At 40.8% G+C, this 17,651-nt stretch carries 21 protein-coding genes, 1 tRNA gene and 1 pseudogene; 7 read left to right on the forward strand and 16 right to left on the reverse strand.

Annotated features, from left to right (window positions below; genetic code table 11):
* Positions 1-154: 154 nt before the first annotated feature.
* A pseudogene (locus tag GC093_RS18550) lies at positions 155-827 on the forward strand (ATP-dependent DNA ligase).
* A 453-nt stretch (positions 828-1,280) separates the two neighbouring features.
* Here the strand turns inward: GC093_RS18550 and GC093_RS18555 are convergent.
* A complete protein-coding gene (locus GC093_RS18555; RefSeq protein WP_171653393.1) occupies positions 1,281-1,466 on the reverse strand; it encodes a hypothetical protein in 186 nt (61 codons plus the stop codon).
* An 88-nt stretch (positions 1,467-1,554) separates the two neighbouring features.
* On the opposite strand from GC093_RS18555, the gene GC093_RS18560 reads away from it, so the two are divergent.
* Positions 1,555-1,776 (forward strand): hypothetical protein, encoded by a 222-nt coding sequence (locus GC093_RS18560; RefSeq protein WP_171653394.1) that lies wholly within the window; start codon positions 1,555-1,557, stop codon positions 1,774-1,776.
* Between the two features lie 179 nt (positions 1,777-1,955).
* Here GC093_RS18560 and GC093_RS36445 read toward each other — a convergent pair whose 3' ends face one another.
* Together GC093_RS36445 and GC093_RS18575 are read right to left on the reverse strand one after the other, a co-directional pair.
* The gene (locus GC093_RS36445) at positions 1,956-2,081 is read right to left on the reverse strand and encodes a hypothetical protein (protein ID WP_281365272.1); all 126 of its coding nucleotides are present in this window, start codon (positions 2,079-2,081) and stop codon (positions 1,956-1,958) included.
* Between the two features lie 147 nt (positions 2,082-2,228).
* Entirely contained in the window at positions 2,229-2,690 is a 462-nt protein-coding gene (locus GC093_RS18575; protein WP_171653396.1) for a ParB N-terminal domain-containing protein, read from the reverse strand.
* Positions 2,691-2,875: 185 nt separating this feature from the next.
* On the opposite strand from GC093_RS18575, the gene GC093_RS18580 reads away from it, so the two are divergent.
* Positions 2,876-3,451 (forward strand): Hcp family type VI secretion system effector, encoded by a 576-nt coding sequence (locus GC093_RS18580; protein WP_171653397.1) that lies wholly within the window; start codon positions 2,876-2,878, stop codon positions 3,449-3,451.
* A gap of 731 nt (positions 3,452-4,182) precedes the next feature.
* Here the strand turns inward: GC093_RS18580 and GC093_RS18585 are convergent.
* Positions 4,183-4,344, reverse strand: coding sequence for a hypothetical protein (locus GC093_RS18585; protein ID WP_171653398.1), 162 nt, complete (start codon positions 4,342-4,344; stop codon positions 4,183-4,185).
* 332 nt (positions 4,345-4,676) lie between these two features.
* Between GC093_RS18585 and GC093_RS18590 the strand changes: the two genes are divergently transcribed.
* Positions 4,677-5,084, forward strand: coding sequence for a hypothetical protein (locus GC093_RS18590; RefSeq protein WP_171653399.1), 408 nt, complete (start codon positions 4,677-4,679; stop codon positions 5,082-5,084).
* A gap of 248 nt (positions 5,085-5,332) precedes the next feature.
* Here GC093_RS18590 and GC093_RS36920 read toward each other — a convergent pair whose 3' ends face one another.
* The 4 genes from GC093_RS36920 to GC093_RS18610 all read right to left on the reverse strand — a co-directional run bounded on the left by GC093_RS36920 (position 5,333) and on the right by GC093_RS18610 (position 7,445).
* Complete coding sequence (locus GC093_RS36920; RefSeq protein WP_171653400.1) at positions 5,333-5,623, reverse strand: YolD-like family protein; 291 nt, start codon at positions 5,621-5,623, stop codon at positions 5,333-5,335.
* Between the two features lie 259 nt (positions 5,624-5,882).
* On the reverse strand, positions 5,883-6,008 hold the full coding sequence (locus GC093_RS18600) for a sporulation protein YjcZ (protein WP_171653401.1): 126 nt from the start codon (positions 6,006-6,008) through the stop codon (positions 5,883-5,885).
* Positions 6,009-6,493: 485 nt separating this feature from the next.
* Positions 6,494-7,180, reverse strand: coding sequence for a peptidylprolyl isomerase (locus GC093_RS18605; RefSeq protein WP_171653402.1), 687 nt, complete (start codon positions 7,178-7,180; stop codon positions 6,494-6,496).
* Between the two features lie 193 nt (positions 7,181-7,373).
* A tRNA-Lys gene (locus GC093_RS18610) sits at positions 7,374-7,445 on the reverse strand.
* A gap of 265 nt (positions 7,446-7,710) precedes the next feature.
* Here GC093_RS18610 and GC093_RS18615 point away from each other — a divergent pair.
* Positions 7,711-8,037, forward strand: coding sequence for a hypothetical protein (locus tag GC093_RS18615; protein WP_171653403.1), 327 nt, complete (start codon positions 7,711-7,713; stop codon positions 8,035-8,037).
* Between the two features lie 103 nt (positions 8,038-8,140).
* Here GC093_RS18615 and GC093_RS18620 read toward each other — a convergent pair whose 3' ends face one another.
* The 4 genes from GC093_RS18620 to GC093_RS18635 all read right to left on the reverse strand — a co-directional run bounded on the left by GC093_RS18620 (position 8,141) and on the right by GC093_RS18635 (position 11,456).
* Positions 8,141-8,392 (reverse strand): YolD-like family protein, encoded by a 252-nt coding sequence (locus GC093_RS18620; RefSeq protein WP_171653404.1) that lies wholly within the window; start codon positions 8,390-8,392, stop codon positions 8,141-8,143.
* A gap of 185 nt (positions 8,393-8,577) precedes the next feature.
* Complete coding sequence (locus tag GC093_RS18625) at positions 8,578-9,033, reverse strand: phage holin family protein (protein WP_171653405.1); 456 nt, start codon at positions 9,031-9,033, stop codon at positions 8,578-8,580.
* Between the two features lie 224 nt (positions 9,034-9,257).
* Entirely contained in the window at positions 9,258-10,577 is a 1,320-nt protein-coding gene (locus GC093_RS18630; RefSeq protein WP_171653753.1) for a TrkH family potassium uptake protein, read from the reverse strand.
* Positions 10,578-10,841: 264 nt separating this feature from the next.
* A complete protein-coding gene (locus GC093_RS18635; protein ID WP_171653406.1) occupies positions 10,842-11,456 on the reverse strand; it encodes a nitroreductase family protein in 615 nt (204 codons plus the stop codon).
* 164 nt (positions 11,457-11,620) lie between these two features.
* On the opposite strand from GC093_RS18635, the gene GC093_RS18640 reads away from it, so the two are divergent.
* Positions 11,621-12,178 (forward strand): DJ-1/PfpI family protein, encoded by a 558-nt coding sequence (locus GC093_RS18640; RefSeq protein ID WP_171653754.1) that lies wholly within the window; start codon positions 11,621-11,623, stop codon positions 12,176-12,178.
* A gap of 148 nt (positions 12,179-12,326) precedes the next feature.
* Here GC093_RS18640 and GC093_RS18645 read toward each other — a convergent pair whose 3' ends face one another.
* Positions 12,327-13,181, reverse strand: a complete 855-nt coding sequence (locus GC093_RS18645; RefSeq protein ID WP_171653407.1) for an ATP-dependent DNA ligase — start codon at positions 13,179-13,181, stop codon at positions 12,327-12,329.
* A 103-nt stretch (positions 13,182-13,284) separates the two neighbouring features.
* On the opposite strand from GC093_RS18645, the gene GC093_RS18650 reads away from it, so the two are divergent.
* A complete protein-coding gene (locus tag GC093_RS18650) occupies positions 13,285-13,512 on the forward strand; it encodes an alpha/beta-type small acid-soluble spore protein (RefSeq protein ID WP_171653408.1) in 228 nt (75 codons plus the stop codon).
* A gap of 99 nt (positions 13,513-13,611) precedes the next feature.
* Here the strand turns inward: GC093_RS18650 and GC093_RS18655 are convergent, their stop codons facing one another.
* The 3 genes from GC093_RS18655 to GC093_RS18665 all read right to left on the reverse strand — a co-directional run bounded on the left by GC093_RS18655 (position 13,612) and on the right by GC093_RS18665 (position 17,640).
* Positions 13,612-15,990, reverse strand: coding sequence for an S-layer homology domain-containing protein (locus GC093_RS18655; protein WP_171653409.1), 2,379 nt, complete (start codon positions 15,988-15,990; stop codon positions 13,612-13,614).
* A gap of 210 nt (positions 15,991-16,200) precedes the next feature.
* The gene (locus tag GC093_RS18660; protein ID WP_171653410.1) at positions 16,201-16,659 is read right to left on the reverse strand and encodes a carboxymuconolactone decarboxylase family protein; all 459 of its coding nucleotides are present in this window, start codon (positions 16,657-16,659) and stop codon (positions 16,201-16,203) included.
* 99 nt (positions 16,660-16,758) lie between these two features.
* Positions 16,759-17,640: an RNA polymerase sigma-70 factor gene (locus GC093_RS18665; RefSeq protein WP_171653411.1), complete on the reverse strand. Its 882-nt coding sequence runs from the start codon at positions 17,638-17,640 to the stop codon at positions 16,759-16,761.
* Positions 17,641-17,651: the final 11 nt, after the last annotated feature.

Raw genomic sequence — 17,651 nt, forward strand, 5'->3', positions numbered from 1 at the left:
GATAAATAAACAAAAAGACTTACATCACTCTTATTCCTCCGAGAGTAACATGTAAGTCTTTTTGGATTTGTGTTACCAATACTTCACGCCGCTTCTCCATTGTCCTATCCGTTATAATTACGGTAGAGGTGATTTATCCGTGTTTATCCCACCAATGTTACTTGAAACAGCACCCAAACCATTTTCTCACGACGATTACATATTCGAACCTAAAATTGATGGTCATCGACTTATATTATCGCGGATCAGTGGACAAACCCGCCTGTATACCCGACATAATAATGACTGTACCAACCAATACCCAGAGCTTTTAGATATCGAGCTCGATGACGTTATTCTTGACGGAGAGGTTACGGCAACAGACGAATCCGGTCTAATTGATTTTGAGTCGATCACTAAGGAAGCAAGACAAAATACGAAAGGCTGCGGAAGCCTTCCCGGTCAATTACGTTGTATTCGACATTCTCCGTTACAAGGGTGAGGATCTTCGAGGCTATCCGTTACACAAACGTAAAAAACTCTTGTCTACGTTAAACTTCAGAAATATTCAAATGGCACTCATACCGTCACTTGAGGCAGAGGGAGAACGTCTTTATTCGCAAATTGAGGCATTGTCCGTGGAAGGAATCGTTGCAAAGCGAGCAAATTCGATTTACATGAGCAACCGATCGAGTGCGTGGCAAAAAATCATAAATTGGACATACGTCGAAATGTTTATTTCAGGATACCTCAAGAAAGATTTCGGATGGTTGGCAGTAGATGAACGTGGACGACCATTAGGAGTGATTGAGCTTGGAGTGACACCACGTCACAAGATGGCGTTCTAAAGCGTTTAAGATCAGCTTAGAGCTGGCGAGGACCATGACTATGTTTATTTGGAGCCGTGGTTAAGAAATTGGACGAAAGCAGGCCTATTACGGTCACCCGTTTTTGTGGGTTTCATGTTATGAGCGTTCGTTCAATATATTAGATATTGAGTTGACGCCACTAGTACTTTTACTATTTGATATACAATAAAACCAACTACAGCTATAAAAAAAAGTATAAAACCCCACATGATATTTCGCTCATTGGCAGTGTGAGGGTCGGATTCTTTTATTCTTTTCATAGTAGCCGGCTTTTTACTACAAGTGTAGCAGAACCCCGGATTGTTATCATTATGGCAGTCCATGCACAAATAATAACCGCAGTCAAGGCACTTAGTTACAGCGTTAATTTTCGTATGCGCAGAACATTTCGCCATAAGCACACTGATCCTCCGTCCAAATCCAAAATTCTCATTATGCCATCGAGGGATACTCTGCTTTCAGTGCATCAAGACTATCGTATCTCGGAGTCTCGAATACGAGTTTTGCAGGCGCCTTATCCGTTCTATCCTTCAGGATGTGTCCAAAATATTTTCCGCTCTTCTCAAAGATGCATATCGTACGACCTGGTTCATTCAATAGTTGATAGCGTTCTATCATACTGTTACACCTCTTCGTAGTTTTACTTTTATTCTAACATATGGAATCTACTTACAAAAAGAAAAATAAGTAGATTGCCAAGAGTTACATGTGTTGGTTTATTTGCATTTCGCTTATTAATGAAGCTAAGGGGCGTGATCCGGCTATGTTATATCATGTTATCCATTTGCAAACACATGAAATGAAAACATTGAAAACAGCTGATATCCTAGATATGGATTACGATGCTGACGGACGAGTAGCAATTATTGGGAATAATCAGGAAAACTATTTTTTACTAGCGAGTAAAGACATTATTAACGTATCCTAATTCATCAAGGCAGAGAAGAAGCCCTCAATCCACTTTAGGAAAGAGGGCTTCTCTGTGTATGCTCACTCCCCCATTTATCCTCACGAGATCCATCCATTGAAAAGACACTGCACGGAGGAGATCCATCTAAGATATCCAAACTAAATAATTCTTTAGGCAGCTGATCATTGGGAATCTCCTTAAACTGCTGAATCGGCATCATGAACGGATACCTGGGTATTGTGATTATGACAATAGATACGCATCATTTGTGGGTCGATCTCTACATTCTCTAATACATCATTTCCAGCCAGCTTATAGCCCATCGTGGAGCCCCCACCACAGGAGAAGCAGCTGAAGCTTTTGAACCTTATCAAGATCACTTAGATGCCAGAACCACTCTTTATCCATTAGAGTCATTAAATACAAAATGACATCGGGGGCATTTGTGCTCAAATTGTGATTCATCGAATTCATCTATATTTAATTTCTCTGTTAGTAAAATTGCCTAGTTGCTCTTCTGGTGGTTCTTGAAATTCCTGAATCAAACGATCTATCTCAGTACCATCAAAGCCACTCAGTTCTAAATCAGCACCAGCTGCATAAAGTTCTTCAAGCAGGCGAGAAAGCATTTCTTCATCCCATGCACCTGAAACCTTGTTCAGTGTCAGGTTAAGCAGCTTCTCTTGCTCAAGCTCCAGCTGAACAACTGACACATCAATCTCCATGTCACCACGTTCGAGTAAAATCTTATAGCGTTGATGACCTCCTACCAGGTTGCCAGTCAGCTCATTCCAAATCACGGGATCTATATAGCCGAATTCTTCAATTGATCTCTTCAGCTTTTCATATTCAGAATCACTCGGTTGCAAGTCTTTTCTCGGGTTAGAAGAGGCAGCGTTGATTTGGGAAGTATGAACCTTTCTAATCTCCATAATTGAACCTCCATAAAGTTAAGTTGGTTTTGGGCAAAAGAAATAGCACTGGTCAGTGTGATAAGAACATTTGTCAAAACATCAGTTGTATTAATGTTTTGATGTTTCTTTGTCAGGCTTGCATTTAACATCATTCCGTTGAATATCAATAATTTTGTATCAATATTTAATGAGGAGTGATTTTCATGATAACATTAAAAAAAATGCTTCTATCCATGTTGATTACATGGACTTTGATGCTAGCTTTTAGTGTTGTTCCCGCTGCAGCAGCACCAACTGACGAGACCGAAGTTGATCTTAACTACGATGTTTATTTGAAGTTAGAAGGCATTGAAGGTGAGGCAACAGCTGAAAAATTTGAAAAGTGGATTGCACTCTCTGGTATTCATTTTGAAGTTTCTAATACCTCATCAAACTCAAACGGAGGTGGCGGTGCTTCTGGAAAAACCACAGTCAAAGAGTTTATGGTCATTAAACAATTCGATTCCTCATCAGTACCTTTATTTCTGAGTACTTTAACCGGCAAACATATGAAAAATGGAAAAATTGTATTTGTATCCCGTGGTGAATCCCCCACTCCTTTATTGACTATAGAATTAAGCGATGTGGTTGTATCCAACTATTACTTTAACAATACGAATGAAACCGTTAGTTTGGAGTTTAATAAGATTCAGTTAAGTTACTCTACAACTGATGAAAAGGGCAACAAATCTCCTCTAATTAATGGCGGTTTTGATTTCAAACAGAATAAAGTGCAATAATAAAAGAATAATCCCTGCCTTTTTGTAGGTCATGGGATTATTCTTTTATTTTTAAGTGATTCAGAGTTCCCCCAGGATCAATCTCTTAGTAGTTGTTCAACTAAACTTTCACACACAACTGCTTCGGACAAAACTGCTTCAATCCATCCCATTTCCCCCACACACAACCTTTGCATTGCTCTAGCTGCTTAGGCAAGTTTTTTTCAACTAACCTTTCAATTTCACCCAGGCTCACACCCCTGACACATAATGAGTGATAACCCAGCACAGCAAAAAGGACGCATGCTGCGCCCCTGCCTGCACGTATCCAACCGTTTCTTTCAAACTTCCACAATATCAATATTCACGTCCATTTCCTAATGCCCCCATCAACAGCAACAACGGGAACATAAGAGACACCTGCATTCCTCCTATATCGAGCCAACCTGTAACAGTTGATGCAGTTACACCCTCTACTTCAGCTGCACCAGCTCCCGTTGAAATAAAATTTATCGATTTATAGTGATACCATTGAAGTCATCATAAACAACAAAGTAGAAACCGTTCGGATTATTTTGGTTGACACCCCGTAGACAAAAAAGCCGAATACTCCAGTCCAGCCCTTCGGGCCCGAAGCTTTGATTTTCACCAAAGTAACGCTTGAGGGGAAAGACATCAAACTGGAGCGCGATGTAACTGAACGTGATCAGTACAAACAGTTTATTACTATATTTACATCGGGAACAAAATGTTCAATGAAATGCTGCTGGCCTCACTAGAGCCGCTGTATACCCGCCAGACGTATCTAGTATGCTTGCGTGGACAAGGGGCTGGTCTCCAGTTGTTTCATTGATTACAAGAAGTATTGCAAATGGATGTCCGATAACACTTTCAAACTTGAATGGAATCGACATAGTAATCCATCCATAATAATACATAATCTATCATCAAATGATATAATAGACCTAACTTATTTGAAGGTAGTCCAACATGAAAAAGGTTAATTCATATCGCACTCACTTCATACTGCGTTATTGCAATCAAGAACTAGTCTGCGACCCAAAAGTACAACCAATAACTCAAGTCACATCTGAGGTAATCTTCCCGCCAGCAAGCCAAACTGCAACTATAGACGTATCTGCTCCAAAGCAATCTACAGCACACCCGCATTAACGGTGGTGGATAAAAGATTTATTGATGCAAGAGTAACCAGAGTAGTTGACGGTGACACTGGAAGTTACCGTTAATGGCAAAAAGAAAAGTACTACCAAAAACTAATCTTGTAAAAAATGAGGTATTAATCATGACATCGCCAATGATAGAAAGTCTGGCTGCAGGTCTCTTTTTAATAATGGGTGGTGTTTCACTAATACCGGCAGTCATCTTATTGATATTGCGAGTGAAGTTATTTAAGTATTTTTTCTTGGCATCAGGAGTTGGTTTTTATTATTTTTTAGTTATCGCTTTGGTGGTACCCTATATACCGCCATTTGGATCTATGTCATCAGAAGAATCAAGAGCAACAAATAAAGCTTCAGTAGAAAATTATTTCAAAAACCTACCAGTGGATAAAGCAAAATTGGAAACAGATTCGAAAATGAAAAACGATGAAGCTGCCAAAAAGAAAGCTGATGATGAAAAAACTGCCAAATAGGTTACAGCCTAAAAAGCGAAAAATTTAACTGAATCTTAGATTAAAGAAACCTTAACTGCTATAGACAGGAATTTTATGATTGATGGGATAAGAAGTGGGCTCAAAAACTACATGATTATCTGGATTTCGAATTAAGCAAAGTTTAAGATCCAAGTTGAAGTCAGCAAATGCATTGCGCCAGACAAGATGCTTTTTTCCAGATTGTTGAATACATATGGGCATGTTATCCATCCCTCTAAATATCCACATTACGCGAAATCCACCCTGATTACATCTGTAAGTTGAAATACTTCCCATATTGACCCTGACTCCACTTTTATAAGAGAATAGCGTGGATCCATGCTTGTTACAGTTCCAAATATTGTCCGGTTTCCAATATCTCTGAATAATGTGACTGAAACCTCACGTGTTTGTGATTTCGACACTTTTAGTCTTTTGAATAATTCTTGCTGCTCCTCGTTTGTTAACTCTGGTTTAGACAACCTTTCCGTCTGCTCATTTACTCTATTGGTTCGGACCTTATGTTCCGGCAACATCATTCGGCTACACGCTCCCTATTCTATTTTCATTAAGTATTTTTCTCACATTCCAATCTCTATCCCTAAGCTCCATCAAAACCGAGCATGCGTTTCGTCCTCACTACCGAGTAATCGAGTATAAATAATGTATTCACCTCAATAAGAACACACGTTCTCATTACATCAAGAATAGCGAATTTTCATTCTTATTTCAAGTGTAAAATATAAATATTTGAACAAAAAAAGCCCCTCATCCCGAAGGAATGAGGGCTTATGTTAATTAGATAAATCCACGAGAAACAATAACAAGTAAAATGAATAACACAAGTATTACACCTGTGCTAGTCAAACCACCAAATCCTGCACAACTTGCACAACTTGCACCTGCTCCTAGTCCCAGTCCCATAGATAACTGCCTCCTTCCATATGGCCTACAGCATCTTATGAAACTCAGCGTTTGCCTGATTGGACGGTTCAAAAAATGGGCGTTTGCAAAGGAAAGAAACCTGTTGTTATCGATTGGTATGATTTTCAAAAGATGAGTTGTGAATTATACTGCAACTTATTCAGCACGTTTCCCACAGCTCCGTCAGTTGAGACTATTTCATGTATTGATCCGTCTATTTCGTATAGGATGTCTTTATTCTGACCGCTTGGAATTTGCTATTCCGCCATTCCGCCAGCCCTCTATAAATGGCAAGAATCATAGCCGTCAACCCATTTATCAAACCACCATCAGAGCCGCTACTCTACTTGGGGCTGCCTCCAAAGCAGTAACGTTGTAACAGCCTGCAGCACTGAACCTATCAGCTTCTTCTCAGAACAGTCTCTTCCATCCAAAAAGCAACAGGTATCGAGCACAAACAAATCTGAGGCCATTCTAATTTATATTTATCTTTCAGATACCGTCACTGATTCGATTATAATCTTTTCAGAAGGAGCGCTTAATTCTCCATACTTGCTCTTTTCAACTTGTGTATCTGCAATCTTTAATATTGTATCCATACCCTCTATAACTTTACCGAAAATGGTATAGTTCGGGGATCGATCCAAACTCTTACTGTCTTCCCCCGTACAAATAAAAAACTGGCTGCCATTTGTGTTAGGACCTGCGTTAGCCATTGCAACAATACCCGGCTCGTATTTATACGGTGAACTTAATTCATCTTCGAATTTATATCCTGGACCACCTGTTCCATTACCAGCGGGATCACCTGTTTGAACCATAAAGGATTTAATAATCCTATGGAATACAATATCATTATAAAATCCATCCCTTGCAAGAAAAACAAAATTATTTACTGTTTTTGGAGCGGTATTAGCAAATAACTCGATGGTGAAGTCCCCTTTACTCGTTTGTATTACTGCTTGATATGATTTCGATTGGTCAATTACCAGCTTGGGAGGTTCAGTGTAACTTTTCTTTGATATTTTTTCCTCTGTTTTGATTAGTTCAACCTGATTAGATAAAGCCTTCTGTTCCGTTTTAATATTTTCAACTCTATTATCGTTACTTGCACTTAATACATGGACACCTGATGTAAAGAGAAGAAATAAGGCTAGCAAACCTTGTATCATGTTATGACAACTCCTAGATCTAATTAAATTTTGAACGCATTAAGGATACCATATTTTGTATAATTTCGTCATGAAGTTTGAAAAATTTTCTGATAGTCCCCTTTCAATCGATTAAAAGCACAAAAAAAAGCCCAAGGGATTGTCTCCCTTGAACTTACTTCATCTTTAAATTGATTTCCAGGAAAAAAAGATATAGGCCCGGTGGGGGTCGAACCCACAACCTACCGGTTAAGAGCCGGTTGCTCTGCCATTGAGCTACGGACCTGTAAACACAAAGAGTAGTATAGCATGTAATACTCGTACAGTCAACTCTACATTTCATCTCCCGGTCAATTCAAGGATCTAGCACTGTAATCAGACAAGCCAACGTTTTGGAGTCTAGCTTTTTTATTACCCCTCCAAATTAAAATTCAATCGTTAAATTTATTATTTTGTACCCCATTGCCGATATAAGAATGGATAGACATTTTAATATAAGAGTCACTACAAGCTTGAATAAGTATCAAATCGAAAGGCGGCTGGGAACATACATGGATATTGAGAAACCTATTGTTACTAATGAGCGTTATGTCACGACTATTGAAATACAAGAAAAGTATGGTGCCAAGACAACACATTTAGAGATGCTGATAGAATTAGGAAAGGTGCCCTCTGTAAAAGATTATGTAGATTTATTTAAAGAGAAGCTGGGCATTGAGGTAGAGATAAAGGATATTAACACTATGCCCCACTTTGACAAGCAAAGGTATTATTTGATGGATTTTAGAGTCCTGGAGGGAGCAACTCAAGAACTTCGAGGAATTAGAGTATTACGTACAAGTAAGGATTTCACCTATACTCCAATAACTAAATTATAAAAAGCTTACAAAAAAACAGCCCTCAATCCTGAACTCCAAGGAAAGAGGGCTTTATATGGTATCAAAGAGTGTGCTCATGTTTTTGAAGCTCTTCTTCTTGAAGCTAATCTCTTGGACTATCAACTTTCATGATATCCATAAACGGTACCTTCGTCAGTTCATCCTCACGTTGTACATGTACCTTACCGGTGCGCGAATCCAAATTAGTAATCCATCCACGCACTGGCTCTTCCCATCCCCAAACCGTCAGCTGAACCTCAGCTTTCTCATCCTTGGCTTCAGTCAGTTGATTTCCTATCTCCTCTAACACAAACTCATCCCGCGTCGGCCGTTTTGCCACTTTTGCCTTAGCCATCTCTCTCTCCCCTTTTCTAATTGATCTATATGCCCGCCATTCGTTCCTAATAATCTGCTAATATACTATTAATGCCAAGTAGAATGAATTTCCAACTAATAGAACGCGGCAACAAAAGAAGCCCCAGAATCAGCCTTAGACACTTCCCACTTCTATCATACCAAAACCAATCGCAAAAGGGCTAATTATTTCCCATCCCCCTTCTCTTTCAGCTGCTCTAAAAATTGTGTGATGACACCAGGCAGCGGCACACCTAGGATACCTAGGTTCTCAATTACAGACAGCCCTTCCCTGCCTGCGTAGAAATAAATCACAAGCGTTCGAAACACCGGCGATTGGCCGCTAACAAACTCATCGAGTAACACGGATAGTGCAATCACGCCTAGGACAATCGCCTTTCGGATACCGCCCCAAAACATAACCTCACTATTAACCGTTTTTGTTTTAATTGCTCCTAGCAAGCCGCTTATGTAATCAGCCACCATGAGATAGACCATCACCTTGAGGGCGGTATCCCATCCGCCAAGAAAATGTGTCGCTATAATACCAACAAGCGAGGTAACAGACCCTAGTATTGTTTCTGTTCTTTTATCGCCAATCGCCGCTGAAACTAGTAATAGTCCAAGTTTGTTAATTTCCATAAAGTAGCATCATCCTTCCCTTTGTACAAACTATGTAAAAGGGATTCAAAAGGTTTGGTCATGCTCCTAATTTGAATAATTGGAAAGCAGCTTTTTATAGAAATGTGTAAAGAACCGTCAGTAAATATCATGCTAATTAAGCACTTAAGTGGCTGGTTTTCGCCTGCTTTAGAATAAATACTATTAATAAGGTTTTGCACACTATGTACTTATGCACTCCCGTATCAGCCAATGGTGATTTTGCCTTCTGGATATCTGTACAATTCTTTTTTTTGTTTAGGTAAAATAGAGAATGCCAACGTTAGCAGTCCTATCCGTCCGATAAACATAAGTAAAATAATAATGATTTTACCGGTGAAGGTTAAATGCTGAGTCAGACCCATACTTAATCCTACTGTACCAAATGCAGATGCAGTTTCGAACAAGATCATTAGAAAATCCTGTCCTTGCAGTGCGGATAATATCATTGTAAAGGTGACAACAATAAACACAGCAATTACTGTTAAGGTTACAGCCTTATAAATATCTTTTTGAGGGAGTCTATGACGAAACATCACTACATCTTCCTTGCCTCGTACCATGGATATCAGAGCCCCCACCAGAACTGCAAAGGTTGTTAGCTTAATCCCCCCTCCGGTCGATCCAGGCGCCGCTCCAATAAACATCATAATAATCATTAGGAATTGTGTCGCTTCGTGCAAATTCGCGATATCAACAGTATTAACGCCAGCTGAACGTAAGGTGATAGATTGAAATAAGGAGGCAAGTATTTTTGTAGTCCAACCATAACCCCCCAATGTATTCATATTTGCATATTCAAAAATAAATATACAAACTGCACTGATCCCGGTCAGAATAACAGTCGTATAAAGCACCACTTTTGAGTGTATAGACAGCCTTCTTGTTTTTGGATAATCCATAATATCTGAAATGACAATAAACCCTATTCCACCTAACAAGACGAGCGCCATGGACACAATATTAATAAAAAAATCATCAATGTAAGGAGTTAGATTAGTATATCCGCCCATCAGTTCAAATCCTGCATTATTAAAGATAGACACAGAATGGAATATAGAAAAGTAAACGGCTTTTCCGAATGGCATTTCTTGCGACCATCGGGACAGATACAGCACAGCTGCAATACTTTCAATCGTTAAAGAATAAATAAGGACCTTGCGTATAAGTCGAACTATACCTTCCATTGTATTCTGATTCAAAGTCTCTGTCAGGATTAATCGGTCGCTAAGTGAAACCTGCTTTTTCAAAGCTATGGCAAACCAGGTTGCCACTGTCATAAACCCGACGCCGCCAGCTTGAATCAATAACAGCAAAACGATTTGTCCGAATACGGAAAAATGTGTGCCTGTATCAACAACAATAAGACCCGTTACACATAACGCAGAGGTTGCTGTAAACAAAGCATCGATTAACGAAATTGTATTGCCGCCTTTTATAGCGATCGGTAATGACAATAGAAAAGTACCCAAACAGATAATCAACGCAAACCCGCCCGATAACACACGAGAAGGAGTCATTTTCATATAACTAGGTAGACGCAACTTTATTAACACCTCAATTAATTTTATTTCGTGTTTGCTCCTATAGCTCACATAGCATATATATTTATCTGAGACATTTAGATGATGCTCAAATAAACCAAATTATATTATACAATACAATCCGGGTCGCTGTAACAAGTATTAAATTGCTAGGATATTCGGCTGCACCATCCTCAGAAAACGGTACAACCTAAAAAGCTGTCGGGATATCCCGACAGCTTTATGAAGTCTTACTCCACTTGCAACTTATTTCGTTATGGTTCCTTCAAACACAACCTCACTCAATGGGAGGCGGCCATTAGGCAACTCACGGGCTTGTAGTGCTTCAGGCAGCTTACTCTTATCTCCTAGATAACCGACAGCTATAACGGCGTGTAGTTCAAGCTCATCCGGTACATTCAGCAGCTGCCGCGCTTTCTCGCGGTCAAATCCACCCATTGCATGTGTCACTAGTCCTAGCAGTGTTGCTTGCAAAGCTAGAGATCCCCATGCTGTTCCGCTATCGAATGCATGCGCTACGTTTGGATCTCCGTTACCTCTTACCTTCTTGGAAGCTACTACTATAAGAACAGGAGCTTTAGATGCCCACACCATATTAAATTCATTTACGAATTGATGGAAGATACCTAGTTGTTCCTGCGTTTTGGCAACAATAAATCTCCAAGGCTGGTCATTCGATGCAGATGGAGCCCAATGAGCTGCCTCAAGAATTGTGTTTAGATCTTCATCACTCACCTTGCGCTCGGAATAGGCACGAGGAGACCAACGATTCAAAAACAGAGGATTAACCGGGAACTCAGACTTGCGATTACTTTGTACCTCAGGCGCAAATTCAGTGACAACAGATATATGGTTACTCATGAATAAATACCACCTTTCATATAGGAATTAACTTATTTTAAAATAGCACACAAATGATTGTTTAGCAACCATAATTCGTTATGCCCTCTTTACAAGAAATGGGATTTGCTTCACAATTGGACTATGGCAACTATCCAAAATATGCCAAAACAGGAGTGATCCAATTGTCCAAAAAAATCCTTCTCATTACAGGTGATGCAGTAGAGTCTTTGGAAGTATATTACCCATATTTTCGAGTTTTAGAAGAAGGTTACGAAGCTGTAATTGCTTCGCCCAAGAAAAAGGTACTGAAGACCGTTGTTCACGATTTTGAAGGTTGGGACACTTATACAGAAAAACCAGGATATCAATTGGAGTCTCACTTGTCATTTGAAGAAGTAGACCCTGCCGATTATGACGGCCTCATTATTCCTGGCGGGCGTGCTCCTGAATACATTCGATTGGATCCGAATATTCCTCGCATCTTAACCCATTTTTTCGAAACCAACAAACCTGTGGGTGCCATATGCCACGCTGTCCTTGTACTTAGTGCATTAAAAAACAATTCATATTTTGAAGGCCGTACTCTAACCGCCTATACGGCTTGTCGCCCTGATGTAGAGCAGTTAGGCGCAACCTATGGTGCCGATACACTACACGTAGATGGAAATATTGTGTCTGGACATGCTTGGCCGGATTTGCCAGGATTCATGAGAGAATTTCTTGCGCTTGTAAGGAAATAATATAATAAAACAGTCGACAGATGATTTAGATGTTGTCGGCTGTTTTTATTTAAAAATTAATATACACAATAAAAAACTCCCCAGTGTTCCTGAAATCAGAAACCGGGAAGTTCAAGCAGATGATTGTAGTATATTGCTCTTGCAACTATTACACAAAATTCATCCAAACAGGAGCTCTCAGCATACCATGACGGGTAAGTCCGCGAAACATAACTCTCGCTTTAATACCCGATTTCAGATATACAAAACGGTCATTTTCAATGCTCACCGACTTATTGCTAATGGCATGAAAGGCAATTTCCTGCGCGGGACCTATGCCCTGCTTAATAATTCCTGCTGGACGTTTATTACCATTTTCCTCTGTCTGTATGAGCCACCCTAGCTCATCCTTGCAGTAACCTATAATATCAACTTCCTTGTAACGCCTATTGATAATCTTCAGCCAATCATGTGAGCTGCGCGATACATAAAGACTGTCTTTACGTTTAGCCACTATCCCCTCCATCGATTTTTCCACCACAGCATGAAACAGATCTTTTCCCGTATCTTCAGTCTGAGGCACCAAATGAAAATACTCGTTAGGGATCAATCTGGATTCCAAAATAGAGCGACGTTTCATTAATGGCAAATCTCGCAAATCTCTGCCTTTATAGAAAAGCACATCCCAAACTACAAAATGCACTGGCCTATGAATAGCATAGGACCCAATTCTATGTTTATTTTTCAGTTGTAATCGTTCCATCACTAATTCATAGTCAGATTCGCCCGTATCCGGATCTATACAGCACACTTCACCATCAAGCACTATATCCCCATCTACAGGCACATTCAGAAGCTCAGGATACTGTCTTGTACAATCTATTTGGCCGCGCGTGAACAAACGCGTTTCTTTTGCGTTTGCAGACAGTATAACCCGATGCCCATCGAGTTTAGGTTCATAAACGAAAGCCGGATCCGAGAATGGCTCATCTATTAATTCCAGCAGCATCGGTGCGATAAACATTGGCATCACCCAAAATCATTGTAACATGGACTTCGCTATGAATAATTAGGGAAAACATGGGGATGATATGTTTACTTTCAAATATAACCAGGAGGTGTTTTTCATGGCAACAGGTCAATCTAGAAACAGTAATCAAATTGTCGTTCAACAAGCCGCAGCTGCTTTAGAGAAATTGAAATACGAGGTTGCTCAAGAATTAGGCATTCAAATTCCTCAAGACGGCTATTACGGTTATATGGCTACCCGGGACACAGGAGCCATCGGTGGACATATGGTGCGCCGTTTAGTACAAATAGCTGAACAGCAGTTAAGTAACGGAAGCCGGTTTTAGGCAAAATAGCATCCTATAAGTTCAGAACCGCTACGCAACAAAAACAAAAAACAGGCTTGGTCTTTGAATGGACCCAAGCCTGTTTTTACTGTTTTTCTACTACCAACCTCTGTTAATTGGCGAATCCAGCAGCTCCGAACGAATCTGTAAAAACTTGTAGAACGTAGTCGCAGCTTGTGCACGAGTAATTTGCTCGCTAGGTTTAAACTTACCAGCCTCGAGAGGCATAATGCTCAATGCATTAAGTACAGCGATAGCCCCTTTGTTCTTTACTCCCTCCAGATCGGTTGCGCTTGTCGAAAAGAGTCCTTCCACTTGAGCTAACTTACGATAACCAAGTGCTCGGACAATTAGATCTGCCATCTCCGACTTCGTAAGCGTTGCATCCGGTTTAAATGTGTCCGATGAACGGTCTATCAAGTTGAGATCTATGGCATTTTCTATATAAGCAAAATACTTAGAATCCTTAGCTACATCACTGAAGCTAGCAGATCGTTCTGCATAAGCTCCAGCTGCCATTGGGTAATACCCCCCATTAACAGAGGCCAGCATCATTTTAATCATTTCCCCACGGGTGATCAACCCATCAGGCTGTACTTTGCCATCCACCACATCAAGCGCTTGGTAATCCACCATCAGCCTTAATGCTTCTTCAGCCTTGTGACCTGCAATATCGGTTGGTTCAGAAATCGGCGTGATGACTTGGATGGTTTCTCTATTCTTCCATTCACCTGTTGCCGCATCCAGAAATGAAGGCTCTCGGAATTGAGCTTTCGACTTCAAATTATAGACCAGCTTCGTTTCAGGTTTCTGTGGTGCTTCTTCGGACGGCTTGATCTCACCCGCTGCAACCATAAGGTTGTATTTTTCCATTGGGATTGACGAACTGTAATAAGGGTAACCCCTTCCGCCATTCATGAATGTCATATATTGCAATTCAACATCATATTGAGAAAGCAATATCCGCTTCGCCTCATCTTCTGATATCACTTTAGGTTTGTCAGTTGGATAAGGAATTGAAGATATATTACTGTAAAAGTCCTGAATTTCACCTGTTTTGCGGTCCAGATTAATATTAATGGATTCATACTCCGTGTACACCCCATTAACTAATCGACGGAAATTAAAATTATTGTATGGCATTTGCTGAAGCTTTTCCACAGGGATATCATAGATTTGAGGCTCCAGATATAACTGGTGCGCATAAGTAGGAAGCAACTTTTGAACATAAGCGACTGCCTTTTCCTTCAATTGATCATTGCTTAAATTACTTGTATCCTGAGCAGCCTCTGCTTCTGCTTGAGCTATACGATAATTATACCGAGAATAACGCAATACAGCGCCAGTATTACTGTCTACTGCTGCATGAATAGTCGGATTATCCTTATCTTTACCTGTAGACCAGCTTAAATCCCACTGAATAGACGTGCTCTCAGTGCGCGGATCGTGATTTTCTTGATACGATGCATTTTCCAGCTTGGCATCAGCAGGGAGCGGGAGAAGCTTGGTTACTCGTTCTATCGCCTGCTCCTTTGTTAGTTTAAGCGGTTCCTTCGGCATTTCCTCCAACGGCTTATCACTTGCAGGAATTACTGCCGGGCGTGCACTCCTAGGTGCTCCAGTGTACAGAAGTGCATCTCCTGTTTGGGCATCAAACATGAACGATTCCATTTGATAAGAAATCAAAGGAGTTACTTTTCCAGATGGTCTGTTCGGAAATATGTATTGCAGGCGTGGTTCAGCTAGCTTCTTAAACTGCTCGTTGGCTTGTTCAGTGCTGAGAATAACTTTCGGCGCGTTGAAAGTGAGTTTGGAATCCCATTGCATGTTATAGGAAATGATTTGACCCTCCCCATCCACAGTCAGAGAGATTGAGTTTTGCGGGAAAACAACCCCATTTACAACTCTAACATACTGGAATGGATACTGAGCAGAGCCGGTAAGCGGTTTGCGATAGAGTTGCTCGAATTGGTCGTAAAATTTCAGCTGTTCCTTTTCATCCGGGTTAGTCTTCGCAATATAATCAAGGGCAATCTGCTTGGCGTGCTCCAGATCAACCTTGGGAGGGAAAACAGGCTTTTTATCAGGGTCATAGTTATTGATGTAATAAGAAATGAGCTGTCCTGAGTCCGAATCAACTGAAACGTTAATGCTTCCATAATACCGTTTCTGATCCTGCTTATTAAAGTTCATATTCCATGATCCACGACTACTGCCGCTTCCGTAAGCGTTATGATAGCCCACCCCTTGAAGTGTAAAGCCGTCCGGAACTTTCACATATTGTTTGGCCAGCTCAATTGCACGTTCCCGACTAATTTTTGTATCGACTGGCGCCTCCTCATTACTAAGGGTTTGACCCAAGCTGATTTCAGGTTTTACGGCCATTACATTGACTGCTTCAGGCATCATTGCCGAAACTGGCGCTACAGAGCTGAGCAGCATAATGCTAGTGATACTGGCAATTCCTAATTTTTTCATATTGATTATCGACCTCTCCCTGAAAAGGTTATTTGATGTTCACAGAAAAGCCATCTATACCACACGAAATGAAGCTCCGTCCGATAAGTAACTGCTTTTCTTAACCATACATGGACTATAACGTACCTCATTTGGAAAAAGTTGCACTTGAATAGTCATTAAAAAAGAAAAATTCTCACACGCTGGAGCGGGTGAGAAAGAGGGTATGAATTATTTAGGTGCAGGCTTGTAATCTCCAGGGACCATTCCTGTTGAGATGGCAATACGGTTCCAGCAATTGATTGTGTTTATAGCCATAAGTAGTGTGACAAATTGCGTCTCATCAAAATGCTCGCGGACCTTATCGTAGATTTGCTGAGGCAAGCCGGCATGAGATATTTGGGTCACTGCCTCTGTAAGCTCCAATACAGCTCTCTCCGCATCTGAGTAGAACGGAGCCTCCCGCCATGCATTCAGCATGTAGATACGCTGCTCGGTCTCTCCCATTGCACGCCAATCCTTTGTGTGCATATCAAGGCAATAGGCGCATCCGTTAATTTGGGAAGCTCGTATTTTGATAAGCTCGTACAAAGACGCATCGATACCGCTGCTCTGCATATAGCCTTCTAATTTCAACATGGCTTGTAAAGCTCCTGGATTCGCCTTTTGATAATTCATTCGTTCTTTCATAGTTATATCTCCTCCACTATCATTATTTCGTTACATATTCTAAGACCAGCATCGGGGCTTTTTTGTGACATATTGAAGTATTTGTTTCTCTATATAGCTTTATGCTTTTGAAGCCCGCTTCAGCTTATCCGGATTAACGACGAAATATATAGCTTGGATCGCAGAATGATCGAGAGCAGCTCTAAAACAAATCGCTAATTGTGGAATATCTTCACGAACTAGCAGCAGCCCAGGCTCGCCGTTGATGTTAGTCGGGCGAAGCTCGCCTTGGAATGAATTTTTTCCTTGAATTCCTTCCAAAAAGGCTTGAATGCGTGACTTTCCTGTAATCGGAAATATCGCCGCCCTTCGCTTCCCACCTCCATCGCTAATAAGGACGGCCTCATCCGTAAGCAAATGCACAAAAGCTCCAAAATCACCTGTCTTTGATGCAAGTAGGAAGCTGCTGACCAGTTCTACTTTATCTCTAATACCGATTGAGGAAGATGACGTCTCTCCTACCTCTTGTTGAATTTTCGGCTTTACACGACTGTATATTTTGCGACAATTAGCCTCCGACTTGTCCACCATATCTGCAATCTCACTATACTCGTACATCAGCACTTCTCTTAACAGAAATACAGCGCGCTCCACCGGATTTAGCTGCTGAAGTACAACGAGTAAAGCATAAGATACCGTCTCTTCTTGAACGACCTGCTCCTCCGGGCTTTCTGACGCTTCTCCAATATCCGGTTCAGGCAGCCAAGGCCCTTGATAGACTTCCCTTTGTTTGCGCGAAGAGCTTAAAAGATTCAAGCAGCGGTTTGTCGTCATTTTGACCAAGTACGCCTTCTCATGTTGAACTTCTCCCAATTGGACACGTTCCATCGCAACAAACACATCCTGAACCATATCCTCAGCATCACTAAGCGAACCCAGCATTCGGTATGCTATCGAGATGAGCAGCGGCTTGTAAGCCAAGTACATTTTTGCCAATTCCATTGCCCAAGACC

This window comes from Paenibacillus foliorum (genome assembly GCF_013141765.1).
GTDB lineage: Bacteria > Bacillota > Bacilli > Paenibacillales > NBRC-103111 > Paenibacillus_S > Paenibacillus_S foliorum.